Source organism: Pseudomonas sp. BGA-UO-ETr-WB11, assembly GCF_059567785.1.
Genome location: NZ_JCAQOS010000006.1, coordinates 235,589 through 254,400 on the forward strand (window position 1 = coordinate 235,589; position 18,812 = coordinate 254,400).

General features: G+C 62.9%; 14 protein-coding genes and 1 pseudogene. 5 read left to right on the forward strand and 10 right to left on the reverse strand.

Annotated features, from left to right (window positions below; genetic code table 11):
• Window positions 1-5: 5 nt before the first annotated feature.
• A pseudogene (locus AC56DI_RS10030) lies at window positions 6-1,292 on the reverse strand (methyl-accepting chemotaxis protein); the annotation flags it as partial.
• A 173-nt stretch (window positions 1,293-1,465) separates the two neighbouring features.
• On the opposite strand from AC56DI_RS10030, the gene AC56DI_RS10035 reads away from it, so the two are divergent.
• Window positions 1,466-2,287, forward strand: coding sequence for a M48 family metallopeptidase (locus AC56DI_RS10035; RefSeq protein WP_496346017.1), 822 nt, complete (start codon window positions 1,466-1,468; stop codon window positions 2,285-2,287).
• Between the two features lie 165 nt (window positions 2,288-2,452).
• Here the strand turns inward: AC56DI_RS10035 and AC56DI_RS10040 are convergent, their stop codons facing one another.
• On the reverse strand, window positions 2,453-3,130 hold the full coding sequence (locus tag AC56DI_RS10040) for a DUF4197 domain-containing protein (RefSeq protein ID WP_496346018.1): 678 nt from the start codon (window positions 3,128-3,130) through the stop codon (window positions 2,453-2,455).
• Between the two features lie 70 nt (window positions 3,131-3,200).
• Entirely contained in the window at window positions 3,201-5,687 is a 2,487-nt protein-coding gene (gene plsB / locus AC56DI_RS10045) for a glycerol-3-phosphate 1-O-acyltransferase PlsB (RefSeq protein ID WP_496346019.1), read from the reverse strand.
• A 293-nt stretch (window positions 5,688-5,980) separates the two neighbouring features.
• Between plsB and AC56DI_RS10050 the strand changes: the two genes are divergently transcribed.
• The 3 genes from AC56DI_RS10050 to AC56DI_RS10060 are packed head-to-tail and all read left to right on the forward strand — an operon-like array spanning window position 5,981 to window position 9,469.
• Window positions 5,981-6,904 (forward strand): ABC transporter ATP-binding protein, encoded by a 924-nt coding sequence (locus tag AC56DI_RS10050; RefSeq protein WP_496346020.1) that lies wholly within the window; start codon window positions 5,981-5,983, stop codon window positions 6,902-6,904.
• Window positions 6,901-7,635, forward strand: coding sequence for an ABC transporter permease subunit (locus tag AC56DI_RS10055; RefSeq protein ID WP_324518244.1), 735 nt, complete (start codon window positions 6,901-6,903; stop codon window positions 7,633-7,635). The genes AC56DI_RS10050 and AC56DI_RS10055 overlap by 4 nt, the downstream gene beginning before the upstream one ends.
• A gap of 1 nt (window position 7,636) precedes the next feature.
• Window positions 7,637-9,469, forward strand: coding sequence for a GldG family protein (locus tag AC56DI_RS10060; protein WP_496346021.1), 1,833 nt, complete (start codon window positions 7,637-7,639; stop codon window positions 9,467-9,469).
• Between the two features lie 210 nt (window positions 9,470-9,679).
• On the opposite strand, the gene AC56DI_RS10065 is transcribed toward AC56DI_RS10060, so the two are convergent.
• The 5 genes from AC56DI_RS10065 to AC56DI_RS10085 form a co-directional block, all read right to left on the reverse strand.
• Window positions 9,680-10,051, reverse strand: a complete 372-nt coding sequence (locus AC56DI_RS10065) for a hypothetical protein (protein ID WP_496346022.1) — start codon at window positions 10,049-10,051, stop codon at window positions 9,680-9,682.
• Between the two features lie 17 nt (window positions 10,052-10,068).
• Window positions 10,069-10,881 carry a putative RNA methyltransferase gene (locus AC56DI_RS10070; RefSeq protein WP_496346023.1) on the reverse strand — a complete coding sequence of 271 codons (813 nt, stop codon included), beginning with the start codon at window positions 10,879-10,881 and terminating at the stop codon, window positions 10,069-10,071.
• On the reverse strand, window positions 10,878-12,017 hold the full coding sequence (gene dapE, locus AC56DI_RS10075; protein ID WP_496346024.1) for a succinyl-diaminopimelate desuccinylase: 1,140 nt from the start codon (window positions 12,015-12,017) through the stop codon (window positions 10,878-10,880). The genes AC56DI_RS10070 and dapE overlap by 4 nt, the downstream gene beginning before the upstream one ends.
• An 89-nt stretch (window positions 12,018-12,106) precedes the next feature.
• A complete protein-coding gene (locus AC56DI_RS10080; RefSeq protein ID WP_496346025.1) occupies window positions 12,107-14,695 on the reverse strand; it encodes a glycosyltransferase in 2,589 nt (862 codons plus the stop codon).
• 210 nt (window positions 14,696-14,905) lie between these two features.
• On the reverse strand, window positions 14,906-16,057 hold the full coding sequence (locus tag AC56DI_RS10085; protein WP_496346026.1) for an iron-containing alcohol dehydrogenase: 1,152 nt from the start codon (window positions 16,055-16,057) through the stop codon (window positions 14,906-14,908).
• A 119-nt stretch (window positions 16,058-16,176) separates the two neighbouring features.
• Between AC56DI_RS10085 and tcdA the strand changes: the two genes are divergently transcribed.
• Window positions 16,177-16,995 carry a tRNA cyclic N6-threonylcarbamoyladenosine(37) synthase TcdA gene (gene tcdA / locus AC56DI_RS10090; protein WP_496346027.1) on the forward strand — a complete coding sequence of 273 codons (819 nt, stop codon included), beginning with the start codon at window positions 16,177-16,179 and terminating at the stop codon, window positions 16,993-16,995.
• 150 nt (window positions 16,996-17,145) lie between these two features.
• Here tcdA and AC56DI_RS10095 read toward each other — a convergent pair whose 3' ends face one another.
• Both AC56DI_RS10095 and AC56DI_RS10100 read right to left on the reverse strand, forming a co-directional pair.
• On the reverse strand, window positions 17,146-17,553 hold the full coding sequence (locus AC56DI_RS10095) for a SufE family protein (RefSeq protein WP_496346028.1): 408 nt from the start codon (window positions 17,551-17,553) through the stop codon (window positions 17,146-17,148).
• Window positions 17,550-18,755, reverse strand: a complete 1,206-nt coding sequence (locus AC56DI_RS10100; RefSeq protein WP_496346153.1) for an aminotransferase class V-fold PLP-dependent enzyme — start codon at window positions 18,753-18,755, stop codon at window positions 17,550-17,552. Before AC56DI_RS10100 ends, AC56DI_RS10095 begins: the two co-directional genes overlap by 4 nt.
• Window positions 18,756-18,812: the final 57 nt, after the last annotated feature.

Genomic DNA, 18,812 nt, shown 5'->3' on the forward strand with positions numbered 1-18,812 from the left:
TTGCTCAGGAAGGTGTTGAAGCCATTGGCGATGGCCCCCAATTCGTCGACGCGATCCGTGCTCAGGCGGCGGGTCAGGTCACCTTCGCCCTGGGCGATGTCATCGAGCATGGCCACCATTTGCTTCAGCGGCCGGGCAATGCCGTAGCCCACGAACCACACCACAACCAGGCCGAGGCCGGCGATCAGCAGGCCAACCAAGGCCATGCCGAAGGTGTCTTCACGGCTTTGTTCCTGCAGTTCGGCCTGCAGTTTCTGCAGGTCACCCATCACCGCTTGCAGCGGCAGTTGCAGCATCAGGGTCCAGCGGGCCTCGGTGTTGCTGATGTTGAAGGGCATGAATACCGTGATCAGGCCTTCCTCGGTATTGGTTTTGTACAGGGGTTGATCGCCGCTGAGTTGCTTGAGGTCGTTGAGGTCGCCGGCACTGAGGACCTTGCTGCCCGGCTGGCCGAGACTTTTAGCGTCTTTGGTGTTGGCTACCACGCTGCCGTTGGCGGAAAACAGCGCCAGCTCGCCAGCACCGTCATACAGTTGCTTGTCGGCCTGTTTGAGCAGGTCCTGGATAAAGTCCAGGGCCAGGTCGTTACCGGCTACCCCAAGAAACTTGCCATTGACCACAATGGGCGCGTTGAACGAGGCAGTCAGCACCATCTTGCCGTTGAACTCATACGGCGCAGGGTCGATCACGCATTCCTTCTTGCTGCGTTTGGGGCACAGGTAATATTCCCCCTCCGCCACGCCGGTAGGCGTCAGTTTGGTGCTTTCCATTTGCGCCGCTGTCAGTGCCGCTACGACCGGCGTGCCATCGGGTTTGCGGTACCACCAGGGCATAAAACGCCCGGTTTCGTCATAGCCGGCGTCGGCCTGGCCCTTGTACAGGTCATCGTTACCATCGAACGCGTTGGGTTCCCAGCCGATGTAGAAGTCCAGCAGCTTGGGGTTGCGCTGCAGTGCCTGCTTGACCAGGTTGGAGAGCTCTTCACGGCTGACATTCAGCTGAGGTGAGCCGGTGGCATCGGTCTGGGCCATCAGCATGTTGGTGCTGGCCAGCTCGCGGGCCGTGGTCAGGGCGTATTCGAGTTCTCGCTGGATCTTGCTGGCCTGGGTGTTGGCCAAGGCAATCAGGCGTTCGTTGATGACTTTTTCCAGCAGCGCCTGGGTGCGTTGTTGCACCAACGCTTCGGTTCTGGAACCGGCAAACAGTGCATACAGCACGAGGGCCACCACCACGACCAGTACACTGGCACCGGCCAGAGCTGCCACAGAAAACTGGATGGATTTGAATTTCATGGGAACTCCAAGGTCTACGGGTTACGCCTGTCCTTGGCATATCGGCAGTGATGTAGCAAAGCATTAGCTTTCTAATAGCAAAGAGTGTTGTAGGCGATCATGCAAGTGCATGGTTGCTGTGATTGAGTCGGCAGCCTAGTAGCATAGGCACCTTATTGCGCAGGAGAGTTACAGTGGGCAGGTTGGTACGTTTGACGGGGTTGAGTGTGGCGGTGTGGCTGGCCGGTTGTCAGGCAGTCAACACCACCAGCGGCGGGGCTGTGGGGGTGGAGCGCAAGCAGTACATGTTCAGCATGCTGTCGACCCAACAGGTCAACCAGATGTATGAGCAGTCGTACCAGCAGACCCTCAGCGAGGCGTCGGGCAAGGGCGTGCTGGACAAGAACAGCAGCAATGCCAAGCGCGTGAATGCCATTGCCCAGCGATTGATTGCCGAGGCGCCGGTGTTTCGCCCGGATTCGGCGCAGTGGGATTGGCAGGTCAACCTGATTGACAGTGAAGAGTTGAATGCCAACTGCGGTCCTGGCGGCAAGATCATCGTCTACAGCGGCCTGATCGAGCAGCTCAAGCTGAGTGACGACGAACTGGCCGCGGTGATGGGCCATGAGATTGCTCACGCCCTGCGCGAACACGGCCGTGAGGCCATGTCCAAGGCCTATGCCACGCAGATGGCCCAGCAGGGCGTCGGTGCCTTGCTCGGCCTGGGGCAGGAAGGCATGGCCCTGGCGGATAGCGTGGTGCAGTACAGCATGACGTTACCCAACAGTCGGGATAACGAGAACGAGGCCGATCTGATCGGTCTGGAGCTGTCGGCACGGGCGGGTTACGACCCGCAGGCAGCCATCAGCCTGTGGCAGAAGATGAGCAGCAACAGCGCCGGTGCGCCGCCGGAGTTTATGAGCACTCACCCGTCATCCAGCAGCCGGATTGCGGCCCTGCAGGGCGCCATCCCGAAAGTCATGCCGCTGTATCAGCAGGCCAAGGCGGCGCGCTAAAGCGGCGCTGTGCAGATTTTTGTAGCCCGGATGAAATCCGGGTTCTTGTTGCTCTGCACAGTTTCCCGGATTTCATCCGGGCTACGCCTGTGGCGGCTTAAGTGAACCCAAAAAAACGGCCCGTGGAGCGTCTGCTGCACGGGCCGTTTTGCTTTTGTGGGTGACTCAGTTGGCGCCAAACACCTTCTTGGCCAGGCTGGTGGCCGCTGCAGCGGGGTTGTCGCGAATCGAGGCTTCCTGCTCGGCAATGATGGTGAATAGACCATCGAGGGCTTCTTCGGTGACGTAGTTTTCGATGTTGGCGCTTTTCGCGTCGATGGCACCGAAGCTCGCGGCTTGGCCGGCAAAGCTGTTGTATTGCTTGGCCAGGCCGACTTGGCTGGTGGCCTGCTTGACGATCGGCAGGAACTTGGCGCGCAGCTGCTCGCGGCTGCTCTTATTCAGGTAGGTGGTGGCGGCGTCGTTGGGGCCGCTGAGGATGCTTTTCGCATCGCTCACGGTCATCTTTTTCACCGCTTCCAGCAACAGCACTTGAGCTTGCGGCACGGCGGCTTCGGCAGCCTTGTTCATGCTCGCTTCCAGTTGCTCGACCTGGGCGCCCATACCCATCATCTTCATGGCCGACGCGGCCTTGCCGAGGTTGCCGGGCAGGCCGATGCGCACATCCGGGTTGGCGCTGAAACCGCCGGGCTTGCCCAGTTGCTGCACGGCCACCTTGGCGCCTTGGGCGAGGGCGTCCTTGAGGCCGCCGCTGGCGTCTTGCTGGGTCAGGTCGCTGAGGGACAGGGCGTAGCTGTTGAGTGACAGGGCCAGGCCGGCCAGCAGGGTGGTAAATCGCAGCATGATGATCTTCCTTGTACTGACAGATTGAATGCAGGCCTGCGGCGCCCTGGCGCCGCAGGCTTTGGAGGGTTTAGATCAGCGACTCGGCAGCCGGGCTTTCGTGGTCGTGGGCTACCTGCCGGATCGACAGGCGGATCTCCGCCGGCAACACGCGCTTGGCCGCGCCTTCCACCAGTTCGCTGAGCTGCGGATGGTGGCTGAGCTTGCCGGCTTCATCCTGGCGCAGCACGCCCTCGTCCAGCAGGGTCTGAATAAAGTGGCGGAACAGGCTCTTGTCGAAGAACTCCGGGGCATTCAGGCCATGCAGGATCGATAGGCGCTGGGCCATGACCGTGCACAGGTCTTCCAGTTCCTCGGCGCTCAAGGCGTTCTGCCCGGCATTCAGCACCAGGGCGATGGCCATGTAGAAACGTTGCAGGGTCTGGGCGATGGCCCGCGACAGCAGGGTCAGCAGTACGAATTGGCGCGAACTCGGTGCCGGACGCAGGAACATGCCGTCTTCCTCGCGCAGCAGGCCCTGTTCGACGAACGCCGCCAGCCACTGGTCGATCACGCCGTCCAGCTCGTCCAGGCTCCAGCGGATAAACAGCTCCGACTGCAGGTACGGATAGAGCGCACGGGTGTAGCGCAGGATCTGCTCGCGGCTGATCCGCGCGCTGCTCTGGAAGAAGCTCGCCAGCAAGGCCGGTAGGGCGAAGATGTGCAGCACGTTGTTGCGGTAGTAGGTCATCAGGACGGCGTTGTTTTCGTCCAGATAGTGGATCTTGCCCAGGGCATCCTTCTGTTCGGCCAGCAGGTCCATGCCCTTGGCATAGTCGATCAGCGCCTGGCCATCGCCTTCCGGCAGGGTGGTGTGCGGCGAGTAGGGCACGCTGCGCAGCAGCGCCAGGTACAGGTCCAGCACCCGCGCCAGGGCCTTGTCGTCCAGGGCCAGCTTGCTGGTGGAGAGCAGCGCCAGGGCTACCAGGTTGATCGGGTTGATCGCCGCCGCTTCGTTGAGGTGACGGGCGATGCGTTCGGCCAGCTGGTTGGTGGCGTCATTCAGCCAGGTTGGGCGATATTGCGGCGCCAGGGTTTGGCTGCGCCAGTCTGGTTGCTGCTGGTCGAGGAACTCGGCCAGCTTGATCGGCTCGCCGAAGTTGACCCAGACGCTGCCGAAGCGCTGCTTGAGGGCACCGATAACCTTGAAGATGTCGAAGATCGACTCCTTCTTCTTGCTCGCGCCGCGCAACTCACCCAGGTAGGTGCGGCCTTCCAGCACTCGCTCGTAGCCGATATACACGGGTACGAACACTACCGGCAGGCGGTTGCTGCGCAGGAAACTGCGCAGGGTGATGGCCAGCATGCCGGTCTTGGGTTGCAGCATGCGCCCTGTGCGCGAGCGCCCACCCTCGACGAAGTACTCCACCGGGAAGCCCTTGCTGAACAAGGTGTGCAGGTATTCGTTGAACACTGCGGTGTACAGCGGGTTGCCCTTGAAGGTGCGGCGCATGAAGAAGGCACCGCCGCGGCGCAGCAGGCTGCCAACCACTGGCATGTTGAGGTTGATACCGGCAGCGATGTGCGGCGGTGTCAGGCCGTTGGTGAACAGCAGATAGGACAGCAGCAGGTAGTCGATATGGCTGCGGTGGCAGGGCACATAGATCACCTCGTGGCCCTGGGCGACTTCCTGCACACCCTCGATATGGTTGACCTTGATGCCGTCGTAGATCTTGTTCCAGAACCAGCTGAGCACCACTTCGAGGAAGCGGATGGCGGTGTAGGCGTAGTCCGACGCGATCTCGTTGCCGTAGCGCAGGGCCTGGGCTTCGACCTTTTCCAGCGGCAGTTGGCTGCGTTCGGCTTCGTCGAGGATCGCCTGGTGCACCTGCGGGCCGTGGATCAGGCCCTTGACCAGGTTGCGTCGGTGGGAAATGTCCGGGCCGATAACCGCGGCTTTCTGGTTGCGGAAATGCACCCGCAACAGGCGCTGGACCATCCGCCGGGTGCGCTCCTGGCCTTTGTCCTGGGCGACCAGCTCGCGTAGCTGAATCGGTGTGGAAAACTGCACGCGGGTCTTGCGCCCGAGAATCAGGATGCTCAGCAGCTTGCGCAGGCGCCCAGTGACCGCCCAGCTGTCGGCAAACAGCAGCTTCCATGGGCTGGATTCGCTGGCCGGGGTTTGTCCCCAGAACACGCTGACCGGCACGATCTGCGCGTCCAGGCTGGCGTCGGCCGCCAGGGCGTCAAGCACGCGCACCAGGGTCGGCGAGGCACCGCGCTTGTCCTGGCCACCAAACCAACCGGGTTCCGGGGTCAGGTAAAAGAACGCGCTGGGCTCATCCAGCTGGCCGACGCTGACTGGCAGGATTGGTCGCGGCAGGCCGGCTTTGCGGCACTCGCTGTCGACCACCGCCAGATCACTGACCGAGGGCAGTTGCAGCACATAGAACACCGGCCGGCTGCGATCGAGCTTGAGGGTGAAGGCGGACTGATTAATGGTCTCCGAGCGCACCCATAGGTACAGCAAACGATGCAGGGCACCAAAGACAAGACGGCGAAGTGGGGAGCGGGTCATACGAATTCTGCTGCTTGTTTGAAGAAACGAGCATTTGCTCGGGGCCGTTAGTGTGAACCATCAGCTGCTTGTGGGCAAAAGCATCTGCCGGCGGTGGGCGCCTTGATGGCTGTCATGGCGCCCGTCGAGTCACCCGATTGCCTGGGGCGCGGCGCAACTTCCTGACTTTATTACGGTCTTGCATAGGCGCCGGCGGACTCCTTATAGTCCGCCGGCATTTTGCCGGCCTGTCTCGCCGGCCGCGCCAGGGCTGGCGCGGCGTGGGAGGGGCGTTGATCGCGTGGATAGAGACCATGATTGAAATACACAACCTGAGTAAACGTTTTGCTCAGCACACGGCTGTCGATAACCTGTCGTTTCAGGTGCAGGCGGGCGAGGTGCTGGGTTTTCTCGGCCCCAATGGCGCCGGTAAATCCACCACCATGAAGATGCTCAGCGGTTTTCTCGCCCCGACTAGCGGGCGGGTGAGCATTTTCGGTTGCGATATTCAGCGACAAACCCTGCAGGCCCAGCGGCAGATCGGCTACCTGCCGGAAGGTGCGCCCTGTTATGGCGACATGACGGTGCGCGGCTTCCTCGGCTTTATTGCCGAAGTGCGTGGCTATCGCGGTGCCGAGAAGCACCAGCGGGTGGCCAAGGCCGTGGCCCAGCTGGAGCTGGATAAGGTGCTGGAGCAGTCCATCGACACCCTGTCGAAAGGCTTCAAGCGCCGCGTTGGCCTGGCCCAAGCGATTCTGCATGATCCGCGGGTGCTGATTCTTGACGAGCCCACCGACGGCCTCGACCCGAACCAGAAGCACCAGGTGCGCGGCCTGATCCAGAGCCTGGCGGCGGACAAGATTGTGATCATCTCCACCCATATTCTTGAAGAAGTGACAGCGGTGTGCACCCGCGCCCTGGTGATTGCCCACGGCAAGCGCGTGGCGGATGAAACCCCGCTGCAACTGCAGAGCCGTTCGCGTTACCACCAGGCCGTTACCCTGGTCAGCGACGGCGCCCTCGACCAGGCCGCGTTGGCAGCCCTGCCGGGCGTTGCCGGCGTGGAAGAAAATGCCAACGAGCACAGCCTGACGGTGCTGGCGCAACCGGGGCAGGTGATCTTTGCCCAGGTTAATCAGCTGATCCATGCCCGTGGCTGGCAGGTTAAGGAGCTGGACGTGGAGCGTGGCCGCCTGGATGAAGTGTTCCGCAGCCTGACCCGGGGGGAAGTGGCATGAGTCAATTAACAGTGGTCTGCAAACGCGAGCTGGGCAGCTACTTCGCCACGCCGCTGGCCTATGTGTTTATCCTGATCTTCCTGGTCCTGTCCGGGGTGTTCACCTTCTACATGGGCGGTTTCTACGAGAGCGGTCAGGCCGACCTGGCGCCGTTCTTCAATTTCCACCCGTGGCTGTACCTGTTCCTGATTCCGGCCCTGGCCATGCGCCTGTGGGCGGAGGAGCGCAAGTCCGGAACCATCGAGCTGCTGATGACGTTGCCGATCACCCGCTTTCAGGCGGTCACCGGCAAGTTCCTCGCGGCCTGGGTGTTTGCCGGCTTGGCGCTGCTGCTGACCTTCCCGATGGTGCTGACGGTCAACTACCTCGGCCAGCCGGACAATGGCGCCATCGTCACCGGTTACCTCGGCAGCTGGCTGCTGGCCGGTTGCTTCCTGGCAATTGGCTCGTGCATGTCGGCGCTGGCGAAGAACCAGGTGATCGCCTTTATCCTCTGCGTCAGCGTCTGCCTGTTGTTCATCCTCAGCGGTTTCCCGTTGGTGCTGGATGCCTTCAGTCAGTGGGCGCCGCAGTGGCTGGTGGACGGGGTCGCATCGCTGAGCTTCCTGACCCGCTTTGAGGCCATCAGCAAGGGCGTTATCGACCTGCGCGACCTGCTGTATTTCGTCACCCTGATTGCTGCCTGGCTGGCGGCGACTGCGGTGGTGCTCGACCTGAAGAAGGCTGACTGACATGAAAAAGCTGATGTATTCCAGCGCCGGGCTGCTGGTTATTGCCCTGGCCTTCCTGGCCTTCAATATGCTCGCTCGGGTCGGCCTCAGTGATTGGCGCCTGGACCTCACCGAGCAGAAGCTCTACACCATCTCCGCGGGCACCGAAAAAGTCCTGGCCGAGATCGAGCAGCCCGTGGAGTTGTATTTCTTCTACTCCGATCAGGCCAGCAAGGACCTGCCGACCCTGCGCAACTACGCCAAGCGCGTGGAGGAAATGCTCAAGGCTTACGAGCGCGCCGCTGAGGGCAAGCTCAAGCTGCATATCGTCGATCCGCAGCCGTTCTCGGCGGAAGAGGACCAGGCCGCCGAGTTTGGTTTGCAGGCCATTCCCCTGAATGCCGGTGGCGACAAGCTGTACTTCGGCCTGGCCGGCCGTGTCGGTGACGGCGTACCGCAGGCGATCCCGGTGTTTGCCCTGGATCAGGAAGAGTTCCTCGAGTACGACCTCAGCCGTCTGGTGCAGAGCCTGGCCAAGCCTGAGCGTCCGGTGATCGGCGTGCTCAGTGGCCTGCCGCTGAATGGCGGGTTCGACATGCAAACCCGTCAGCCGTCGCAGCCCTGGATGGTGATGGAGGAGATCCGTCAGCAGTTCCAGATCGAGAGCCTGAAAGCTGGCATCGACCAGATTCCGGAAAAGGTCTCGGTACTGCTGCTGGTGCACCCTAAAGACCTGCCCGAGCAGAGCCTGTACGCCATCGATCAGTTCGTCCTGCGCGGCGGCAAATTGCTGGCGTTTGTCGACCCCTACAGCGAAATCGACAGTGGTATGCCGATGCCGGGTGAAGAGGCCGCGAGCAAAACCTCTGACCTGCCAGCGCTGTTCAAAGCCTGGGGCGTGCAACTGCTGCCCGATCAGGTGGTGACCGATGGCGCCTACGCCATGGCCCTGAGCATGGGCGAAGGCCAGCGTGCAGTGCGTCATGCGGCGTTCCTCAGCTTGCCGCGTGCGGCGCTGGACCAGAGCGATGTCAGCACCGCCGGGCTGGAAACCCTGACCCTGGCCAGTGCCGGCATTCTTGAGCCGCTGGCGGGCGCCAAGAGCCGCTTCACGCCGCTGCTGCAAAGCTCGGTGTACGCCATGCCGGTGGACAGCAAGCGCCTGGCGCTGCTGCAAAACCCCGAGGAGCTGATCCGCGAGCTGCAACCGACCGGCCAGCGCTACGCCATGGCGGCGCGCATCAGCGGTCCGGCCGAGACGGCCTTTGCCAATGGCATTGAAGGGCGCAAGGACGGCCTGAAGTCCGCCGACAACATCAACGTTATCGTAGTGGCTGACACCGACTTGCTCAGCGACCGTATGTGGGTGCAGGTGCAGGACTTTTTCGGCCAGCGTATGCCGCAGCCGTGGGCCGACAACGCCAGCTTCACCATCAACGCGCTGGATAATCTCAGCGGCTCCGATGCGCTGATCAGCGTGCGCTCGCGCGGTCGTTTCAGCCGGCCGTTCGAGGTGGTGGATGCGCTGCAGCGTACCGCTGAGGTCAAGTTCCGCGAGCAGGAGGCCGAGCTGCAACAGCGCTTGGCGGCTACCGAGCAGCAACTGGCCAGCCTGCAGCAGAGCGATGATCCCGCTCAGTCGCCACAATTGACGCCTGAACAGCAGGCGACCCTGCAGCAGTTCATGGCCGAGAAGGTGCGCATTCGCAAGGAGCTGCGCGAAGTGCGCTTCCAGCTGAATGCCGACATCGACGCCCTGGGCCGCAGCCTGAAGTTAGTCAACATCGCCCTGGTGCCGTTACTGCTGACGGTGGGTGTGTTGTTGCTGTGGTTCTGGCGTCGGCGTAAGCGCTAGAGGTTGTAGGTACAAAAAAGGCCGGTCATTGACCGGCCTTTTTTATTGTCGAGAGTTGTAGGTTGGGTTGAGTCGCAACGCGACGAAGCCCAACGAGTTCGGTCGCGGCTTGTTGGGCTTCGCTGCGCTCAACGCCAACCTACGGGTGTACGTGCCCGACTTGCCGCTAGCAGATGCTCAATTGCGCGACGCTGTATTGGCGAGCGGCAATCAGCTGGTGTGCCAGGTGATTTCCTCGACGCCGTCACTGCTGATGCGCATCCAGCGGTCGGCTTGTTCGATGCTTTCTTCTTCTTCCCAACTGCCGGGGGCGCAGCGCACTTCGACATTCAGCGCGGCGAAGGCGGCATTGGCACACGTCAGGTCGTCGGCCCAAGGGGTGGCGTCGCTGTCCAGCACCAGGCTGTGCCATTTGCCCACGGCTTTAGGCAGCCAGGTGACCGGGATGCTCCCTGCGGTGCATTTATAGGTCTGGCCTTTTTGCTGCCAGGGGCTGCAGGGACCGAGGGCTTCGCTCAACCAGCCGGTGATGGCGTGGTGATCGGCGTCCTTCAGGTAAATCTCGATATCGGGCTGGCGCATAGGGGTTCTCGTAAGTTCTAGAAACTGGCGCGTTGGAACCAATCGTAGCGGATCGATACGGTGACTTGTAACTCGGCGTCGATTACCGCTGCGCGGCGTTCGGCGCTGGCGCGCCAACCGTGCGGAGTCATGGCCAGCAAGTCGGCGCGGGCCTGGGCCGTGTCGAGCGTGAGGGTGAAGGTCAGGGTTTCGCTGTGGGCCAGCTGCATGCCGTCGGGCACCAGGCTGAGGTGTTTTTCGTCGTCGTAGTCGCGCACTTCGTCGTAGAGCTTCTGGCGCAGCTCCATCAGGTGCTGGCCGGTCGGCCCCATGCGCAACAAGCCGCCACCGGGGGCGAGTAGGCGCTTGGCTTCCTGCCAGTCCAGTGGGCTGAACACGCTGGCGAGTAGTTGGCAGCTGGCGTCGGCCAGTGGCACGCGGGCCATGCTCGCCACCAGCCAGGTCAGCTGCTTGCTGCGCCGGCAGGCCTGTTTGACTGCCTCGCGGGAAATATCCAGGGCATAGCCATCGGCGGCGGGCAGGGCCTCGGCGATCTGCGCGGTGTAGTAGCCCTCACCACAGCCGATATCCAGCCAGCGCTCAGGCGCATAACCGGCAGCCAGTTCAGCCAGGCGCTTGGCCAGCGGTGCGTAATGGCCGCCATCGAGAAAGCGCCGGCGGGCTTCAACCATGGCCAGGTTGTCGCCTGGCTCGCGGCTGTTTTTGTGTTGCACCGGTAGTAGGTTCAGGTAGCCCTGGCGGGCGCGGTCAAAACGGTGATTGGCCGGGCAGGCCACGCCGTTATCGACGGCGCTCAGCGGCGCCGAGCAGAGCGGACAAATCAGGCTCATGCGAGGAGCTTCACCAGGGTCTGGTAGTAGATTTCGGTCAGTAGGTCGAGGTCGCTGGCCAGTACCCGCTCGTTGACCTGGTGAATGGTGGCGTTGACCGGGCCCAGTTCGACCACTTGGGTGCCCATGGTGGCGATAAAGCGTCCATCCGAGGTGCCGCCGCTGGTGGAGGCCACGGTGTCGCGACCGGTGACCTGTTTGATGCTGGCTGCCACGGCATCCAGCAGGGCGCCGGGCTCGGTGAGGAACGGCAGGCCGGACAGCGCCCAGTCGATGTGCCAGTCCAGGCCATGTTTGTCGAGGATGGCGGCAACGCGCTGTTGCAGGCCTTCAACGGTCGATTCGGTGGAGAAGCGGAAGTTGAACACCGCTTTCAGCTCGCCCGGAATGACGTTGGTCGCGCCGGTGCCGGCATTCAGGTTGGAAATCTGGAAGCTGGTTGGCGGGAAGAAGGCATTGCCGTCGTCCCAGTGCTCGGCGGCCAGTTCGGCCAGGGCCGGGGCGGCTAGGTGGATCGGGTTCTTCGCCAGTTGCGGGTAGGCCACGTGACCTTGCAGGCCGCGCACCGTGAGGGTAGCGCCAAGGGAGCCGCGGCGGCCGTTCTTGACCATGTCACCGACCAGCGTGGTGCTCGACGGCTCGCCGACAATGCACCAGTCCAGGCGCTGGTTGCGCGCTTTCAGACGCTCGACTACGGCCTTGGTGCCGTGATGGGCCGGGCCTTCTTCGTCGCTGGTGATCAGGAAGGCGATGCTGCCCTTGTGCGCCGGGTACTCACTGACAAAGCGCTCAACGGCGATGATCATCGACGCCAGGCTACCTTTCATGTCAGCGGCGCCGCGGCCGCAGAGCATGCCCTGCTCGTCGATGCGTACGTCGAAGGGTTGATACTGCCAAGCCTCCAGCGGGCCGGTGGGCACTACGTCGGTGTGGCCGGCAAAGCACAGCACCGGGCCGTCAGTGCCATGCAGGGCCCAGAAATTGTCCACGTCCTCGATGCGCATCGGTTCGATGGCAAAGCCCAGGGCCTGCAGGCGGCTCATCATCAGCGCCTGGCAGTCGGCATCCAGTGGGGTGACCGAAGGGCGACTGATCAGGTCGCAGGCCAGTTCCAGGGTGGGGGAGAGGGTGGACATGACGACTCCGCAGTGAGCAATGGCGAAAAGGCGGCCATGGTAAAGCAAAACGGCGGCCAATTGGCCGCCGTTTGTACTGTTGCTCAGGCTTAGGCCGGGCTGGCCTCCGTGTCGTTTTTAGCCGGTGGCATGGACGACAGCAGCGCCATGATCAGGGCCGCCAGGTACGGCAGGGACTGCACCAGCAGCATGCCGACCCAGAACTTCACGTCGGCGCTGGGGAAACCCTGCACCAGGCCGATGCCTAAGGCCGCGCCCCACAGCAGAAGCATGATAAACACCTCTTCGCGGGCTTCTGCCAGTGCCACCATGATGCCGTGGTTGGAGGCCATCTTCGGCGTGCGGAAGAACGGAATGGTCTCGGTGAAGGCGCCGTACAGCACCGCCTTGGCGATGGTGTGGGACAGCGCCAAGCCGGCCACTGCGGCCTGGATCGAGCGCCACAGACCCACGCCCAGGGCGCGGCGGTAGAGGAACAGGATCTTGCCGAACTTAAAGAAGAACAGCGCCAACGGCGGGATGGCGAAGATCATCAGCGGCGGGTCGACCCGCTGCGGCACGATAATCATCGCTGCCGACCAGAGCAGCGCACCGGCGGTGAAGAAGATGTTCAGACCATCGGCGATCCACGGCAGCCAACCGGCGACGAAGTGGTAGCGCTGGCCACGGGTCAGTTGCGAGTCTTTACCGAGAAATAGGCTGCGGGCGTGGCCTTTCATGATCTGAATGGCGCCGTAAGCCCAACGGAAGCGCTGCTTCTTGTAGTCGATAAAGGTGTCCGGCATCAGCCCGCGGCCGAAGCTCTGGTGGGCGTAGGCGGCGGAGTAGCCTTTCTCGAACACGCGCAGGCCCAGCTCGGCATCTTCGCAGATGGTCCAGTCGGCCCACTTCAGCTCGTCCATCACGGTACGGCGAATCATGGTCATGGTGCCGTGCTGGATGATCGCGTCACGGTCGTTACGGGTGACCATGCCGATATGGAAGAAGCCTTTGTATTCCGCGTAGCAGAGCTTTTTGAAGCTGTTTTCTTCGCCGTCGCGGTAGTCCTGGGGCGATTGCACCACGGCGATCTTCGGATCGGCGAAGTGCGGCACCATGTGCTTGAGCCAGTTGCGGTCGACGCAGTAGTCGGAGTCGATCACCGCCACCACTTCGGCATCCGGCGCGGTGTGCGGCAGGATGTAATTCAGCGCACCGCCCTTGAAGCCGGCAATCGGCGCCACGTGGAAGAAGCGGAAGCGGGGCCCCAGTTCTTCGCAATAGGCTTTAACCGGTTCCCAGACCGCCGGGTCCTTGGTGTTGTTGTCGATGATGATGACTTCAAAATCGGGGTAGTCGAGGTTGGCCAGGGCATCGAGGGTCTGTTTGACCATCTCTGGCGGCTCGTTGTAGCAGGGCACGTGTACCGAGACTTTCGGCCGGAAGGTGCTATCGCTGAGCACCGGCTGGAATGGGCGGCGGCGGGCATGCAGCCAGACGGTTTCGGCCAGTTCATGGGCTTCGGTGAGCAGCACGATAAACACGCCGAGGGCGCCGAGGCCAAGCAAGCCACCGACGGTCAGGCTGAACCAGGTGCTGTATTGCTGGCTGTAGTCGTAGCCGATCCAGACCATCGCCGAGCCGCCGGCAAAGGCCACCACGGTGAGGAAGGTGCGGCCGCGCTGGCGCATCGAGCTGCCGTCGATCAGCAGCAGGGCCAGGGCCAACAAGGCCATGACCACCGAGCCGATGGCCAGGACGCGCCATTGCGGGATGGCCACAATCGGCCCTTCAAAGGCGAACTTGGGCTGGCGGGCGGCGTTGTAGACGCCCCAGTACGCGCCCACGGAACCTTCTTCGCTGGCCTTCCACGGTTGGTCGAAGGCTTCGATGACGAAGTAGTTGTAGCCCTTGGCGTTCAGGGTGCTGACCAGGGTACGCAGGTAGATGGCCTGGTCAGCCTGGGTGGCGTCGGCACCGCCGCGCATGCGGCCGTTGCTCGGCCAGCCCACTTCCGAGAGCAGCAGGGGCTTTTTCGGGAAGAGCTTTTTCAGGTCCTTGGCGCGTTCGAGGACGAAGTCGGTGGAGTCCTCCATCGGCACGAATTCCCAGTACGGCAGGATGTGCGCGGCGATCAGGTCGACGTGCTTGGCCAGTTCCGGGTGTTCCTGCCAGACGTGCCACTGCTCAGACGTAGTCACCGGCACCTTGACGGCAGCGCGGACGCGGTCGAGGTAGACGATCAGGTCTTCCGGGGTGATTTCCTGGCGGAACAGGGCTTCGTTACCCACCACGACCCGGACGACGCTGCGGGTGGTGTTGGCCAGTTCGATGGCCTTGGCGATTTCCCGTTCGTTACGTTCCAGGTCGTTGCCGATCCAGATGCCCAGGGTCACGCGCAGCCCGAACTCTTCGGCCAGGCGCGGAATGTTGGCCAGGCTGTTTTCCACCGAGTAGGTACGGATGTTGTCCGTTTGCTTACTCAGCAACTCCAGATCCGCGCGGATCTGTTCGTCGTTGGGGTAGGTATTCTTCTGCGGGTTCTGGTCGAGCCGGAACGGCGAGAAGGAGAAACCGGAGATCTGCTCTGGCCATTCCGGTGCGCTGACCGGCCGGTTGTAGAGCGCCCAGATGCCGGTAAATAGCGCCGCGATTGCGACGAAAATCACCAGGTTGAGACCAAGTTTACGCGATGACATAAGGATTCTGGGTTCCAAAGGGTGGAACGAGGGACATGCCGGCCTGCGCCAGTCGGCGCGCATCCTACCCCGGCCTCCGGTGACTGTATAGCTCCCGCAGATGCTCGGATGGCCGTGGTGCAGAGCACGCCTGCGTCAGACTGGTAAAGCGGGTTTAAGTTCGCCTGTGCGCACCCGTCTGTGCGCGATCTGACCGCTGTAGTTCTTGGACTAAAGAGCGCGTAGCAGAATTCGCGCGCTGACCTCCAGGTCAATATCGCGGTGTTCGCCCAGGCTGGTGAGTTTGTGCTGCTTGAGTTGGGCCAGTACCTGGGGAATGACGCCGCCGTCCAGTTGGTAGGCGCTCAAGCGGGTGGCCACGCCCATGCGCTCGAAGAATTCGCGAGTGGCCGCCAGGGCGTTGTCGATACGCAGCTCTTCGCTGCCTTCATGTTGCTGCCAGACCCGCTCGGCGTATTGCAGCAGCTTGGCGCGTTTGCTGTCGCGACGTTCGGCCAGCAGGGCGGGGAGGATTACCGCCAGGGTCTGGGCATGGTCGAGGTGAAACAGCGCGGTGAGTTCGTGACCGATCATGTGGGTGGTCCAGTCCTGGGGCACGCCGCAGCCGAGCAGGCCATTGAGGGCCTGAGTGGCGCACCACATCAGGTTGGCGCGCACGTTGTAGTCTTCCGGGTTTTCCAGGGCCTTGGGGCCTTCCTCGATCAAGGTCAGCAGCAGGCCTTCGGCGTAGCGGTCCTGTAGCGGCGCGTCTGCCGGGTAAGTGAGGTATTGCTCGATGGTGTGCACGAAGGCATCCACCACGCCGTTGCCGATCTGCCGTGGCGGCAAGCTGAAGGTGCAGCGCGGGTCGAGAATGGCAAAGCGCGGGAACAGCAGTGGGCTGAAAAACGGCAGCTTTTCCTGGCGCTCGGCGTGGGTGATCACGCCGTGGGGGTTGCTCTCCGAGCCCGTGGCCGCCAGGGTCAGCACGCAGCCCAGAGGCAGTGCGGCGCTGGCTTTGGTGCCAGTGAGCAGATCGAGGGGGTCACCGTCGTAGCAGAGCACGGCGGCAATGAACTTGCTGCCGTCGATGACCGAGCCGCCACCGATGGCCAGGATGAAGTCGCACTGCTCGGCTTTGGCTTGCTCGGCGGCGCGCAGCAGGGTGTCGAACTGCGGGTTGGCTTCGATGCCGCCAAAGCGGCTGATGCTGAAGCCTTGCAGCGCCTGTTCGACCTGAGCCCAGACGCCGTTGTTGAAGATGCTGCCGCCGCCGTGAGTGACCAGCACGCGGCTGCCCGGTGGGATCTCCTTGCCGAGCTTGGCGATCTGGCCTTCACCGAAGTGGATTTTGGTTGGGTTGTAGAAGCTGAAGTTGCGCATGCTGGGCTCCGTGATCGGTGATCGACCCACTATAGACCGCGGCACTGTCGTGCAGACTTATGTCGCGTCATTCAGGCCGCTCGGCTTTATAATCGCCGGCTGATTTTCGAGGTGGCGGCATGAGTATTGATGAACTGCGGTTTGCTGGCGTAGCCCGGCTGTACGGCCGCGAAGGCGCCGAGCGCCTGGCTGCGGCCCATGTGGCGGTGGTGGGGATTGGCGGCGTGGGCTCTTGGGTGGCCGAAGCCCTGGCGCGCTCGGGGGTGGGCGAGATCTCCCTGTTTGACCTTGATGACGTGTGCATCAGCAACAGCAATCGACAGATCCAGGCCCTGACGGACACGGTCGGTCGGGCCAAGGTCGAAGTCATGGCCGAGCGCATTCGCGCCATCAACCCGGCCTGCGTGGTGCATGCAGTGGCGGATTTCGTCACCCGCGAGACCATGGCCGAGTACATCACTCCCGAGCTGGATTGCGTAGTCGACTGCATCGACAGCGTGGCAGCTAAGGCGGCGCTGATCTCCTGGTGCAAGCTGCGCAAGATTCGCATCATCGCCACCGGCGGTGCTGGCGGTCAGCTGGACCCGACGCAGATCCAGGTGGCGGACCTGAACAAGGTGTTCAATGACCCGCTGGCCTCGTCGGTGCGCTCGTTGCTGCGCCGCGATTACGGTTTTTCGCGCACGCCGGGGCGTAATTACAGCGTCGTCTGCGTATTTTCCAGCGAGCAGCTGCGCTACCCGAAGGAAGACGGCAGCATCTGCCTGCAAAAGCGCTTTGACGGCCAGAGCGTGCGCCTGGACTGCGGCGGCGGCATCGGTGCGGTGATGATGGTGACCGCCACGTTCGGTATGGTCGCTGCCGCCAAAGCCGTGGACCGCCTGGTGGCGGGCACGCGGCGACCGTCGGAGCGGGCCAAGGCCAAGCTGGGCGATTAGTTGGTGGGCAGGCCGTTGAAAAGCGTTTGCGAGGCAGTCAACGCAAGGCAAAAACAGGCTAAAAAGCGGAGCTTACAGCTGTAAATGAGCATTTTTAGACGCCGCGCCCCGGCCTGTTTTTAACGCAGCGATGGCAACGCAGGTAGTTTTTCAGCGGTCTGTGAGTTCGCGCATGCGTTGTAGTACTGCATTCAAGCCATTGCTGCGCGAGGGGGAGAGCTGACGGCCCAGGCCTAGTTGGGTGAGCCAGTCGAGCGGGTCGACGGCGGCCAACTCTTCGCTCGTCAGGCCATTGACCCGCGCCAGCAGCAGGGCCAGCAAACCCCGTAGCAGGCGGGCGTCGCTGGCGGCCTGAAAGTACCAGCGGCCCTCGTGTTGCTGGCCGAGTAGCCATACCTGGCTGGCACAGCCCTGAACCAGATGCTCGTTGCTGCACTGTTCGGCACTCAACGGCTCAAGGCGCTCACCCCACTGCATCTGCAGGCGCGCGCGCTGGTCCCAGCCGGGGCAGGCGGCGAACGCTTGCAGGGCTTCGCTGGCGGTCGCCGGGAGGCTCATTGCAACAGCTCCAGAGCTTGATCCAGGGCGTTGAAGAAGCGTTCGAGGTCGCTGCTGTCGTTATACAAACCGAGGGAGACGCGAATCGCCCCGCCAAGGCCAAGGCTGGCCAGCAGCGGCATGGCGCAGTGCTGGCCGGCACGCACGGCGATGCCTTGCTCGCAGAGCAGTTGGGCCGGGTCGCTGTGGTGCACGCCTGCCACGCTAAAACAGGCCAGGGCTACCTGTGGGGTGCCCAGCAACTGGATGCTAGTGCGAGCGTTGAGGCCGGCCAGCAGTTGGTGGTGCAGCGCCGTTTCGTGGTTGGCCACGGCATCGGCATCCAGGCTGCACAGATAGCGCAGGCTGGCGCCTAGGCCAATCACCCCGGCAATCGGCGGCGTGCCGGCCTCAAAACCCAAGGGCGCGGGGCGAAAGCTGGCGTGCTGGTAGTCGCAGTGTTGCACCATCTCGCCGCCAAACTGCCAATGGTTCAGGTGCGCCAAGGCCTCGGGTCGGCCATAGAGCACGCCGACGCCGTCTGGGCCGTAGAGTTTGTGGGCGGAAAATACATAGAAGTCGCAGTCCAGTGCCTGCAGGTCCGGGCGGCCATGGACGGCGCCCTGGGCGCCATCAACCACGGTCAGCGCACCCTGGGCCTTGGCCAGGGCCAGCAATGGTGCCAGCGGCAGCCAGCGGCCGAGCACGTTGGACAGTTGGCTGACGGCCAACAGTCGGCAACGCGGGCCGATCAGCTGGGCTGCGGCGCCGAGGTCGAGGTCGCCGTGCTGATCGAGTGGCAGCACCACCAGCTTGAGCTGCCGGCGCTGGGCCAGTTGCTGCCAGGGCAGCAGGTTGGCGTGGTGCTCAAGGGCGCTGATGACGATCTCGTCGCCAGGTTGGAATTGATGCTCCAAACCGTAAGCCAGCAGGTTGAGGGCTTCGGTGCTGCCGCGGGTAAAGATGATCTGCTCGCTACTGGCGGCGTTCAGCCAGTGGGCGATTTGCTCGCGCACAGCCTCGAAGGCGCTTGTGGCGCGTTCGCCGGGCAGGTGCTGGGCACGGTGCACATTGGCGGCACCGTGTTGGTAATAGTCGGTCAGCGCCGCAATCATTGCCTGCGGCTTTTGCGCAGTGGCGGCGCTGTCCAGATAGGTCTGACCTTCGCTGGCGAACGCGGCAAGGGCCGGAAAGTCGGAACGCCAGGGAGAATTAAGCAGCATGTTGGAACCGTAGGATGGGTTGAGCGAAGCGATACCCATAAGAGCACCGTGGTGATG

Excerpts from the sequence above, each read along its gene's own strand:
- AC56DI_RS10050 (WP_496346020.1), top strand. The coding sequence starts at position 5,981 with ATGATTGAAATACACAACCTGAGTAAACGTTTTGCTCAGCACACGGCT.
- AC56DI_RS10040 (WP_496346018.1), bottom strand. The coding sequence starts at position 3,130 with ATGCTGCGATTTACCACCCTGCTGGCCGGCCTGGCCCTGTCACTCAAC.
- AC56DI_RS10085 (WP_496346026.1), bottom strand. The coding sequence starts at position 16,057 with ATGCGCAACTTCAGCTTCTACAACCCAACCAAAATCCACTTCGGTGAA.
- tcdA (WP_496346027.1), top strand. The coding sequence starts at position 16,177 with ATGAGTATTGATGAACTGCGGTTTGCTGGCGTAGCCCGGCTGTACGGC.
- AC56DI_RS10080 (WP_496346025.1), bottom strand. The coding sequence starts at position 14,695 with ATGTCATCGCGTAAACTTGGTCTCAACCTGGTGATTTTCGTCGCAATC.
- AC56DI_RS10055 (WP_324518244.1), top strand. The coding sequence starts at position 6,901 with ATGAGTCAATTAACAGTGGTCTGCAAACGCGAGCTGGGCAGCTACTTC.
- dapE (WP_496346024.1), bottom strand. The coding sequence starts at position 12,017 with ATGTCCACCCTCTCCCCCACCCTGGAACTGGCCTGCGACCTGATCAGT.
- AC56DI_RS10065 (WP_496346022.1), bottom strand. The coding sequence starts at position 10,051 with ATGCGCCAGCCCGATATCGAGATTTACCTGAAGGACGCCGATCACCAC.
- AC56DI_RS10100 (WP_496346153.1), bottom strand. The coding sequence starts at position 18,755 with ATGCTGCTTAATTCTCCCTGGCGTTCCGACTTTCCGGCCCTTGCCGCG.
- AC56DI_RS10060 (WP_496346021.1), top strand. The coding sequence starts at position 7,637 with ATGAAAAAGCTGATGTATTCCAGCGCCGGGCTGCTGGTTATTGCCCTG.
- AC56DI_RS10095 (WP_496346028.1), bottom strand. The coding sequence starts at position 17,553 with ATGAGCCTCCCGGCGACCGCCAGCGAAGCCCTGCAAGCGTTCGCCGCC.
- plsB (WP_496346019.1), bottom strand. The coding sequence starts at position 5,687 with ATGACCCGCTCCCCACTTCGCCGTCTTGTCTTTGGTGCCCTGCATCGT.
- AC56DI_RS10070 (WP_496346023.1), bottom strand. The coding sequence starts at position 10,881 with ATGAGCCTGATTTGTCCGCTCTGCTCGGCGCCGCTGAGCGCCGTCGAT.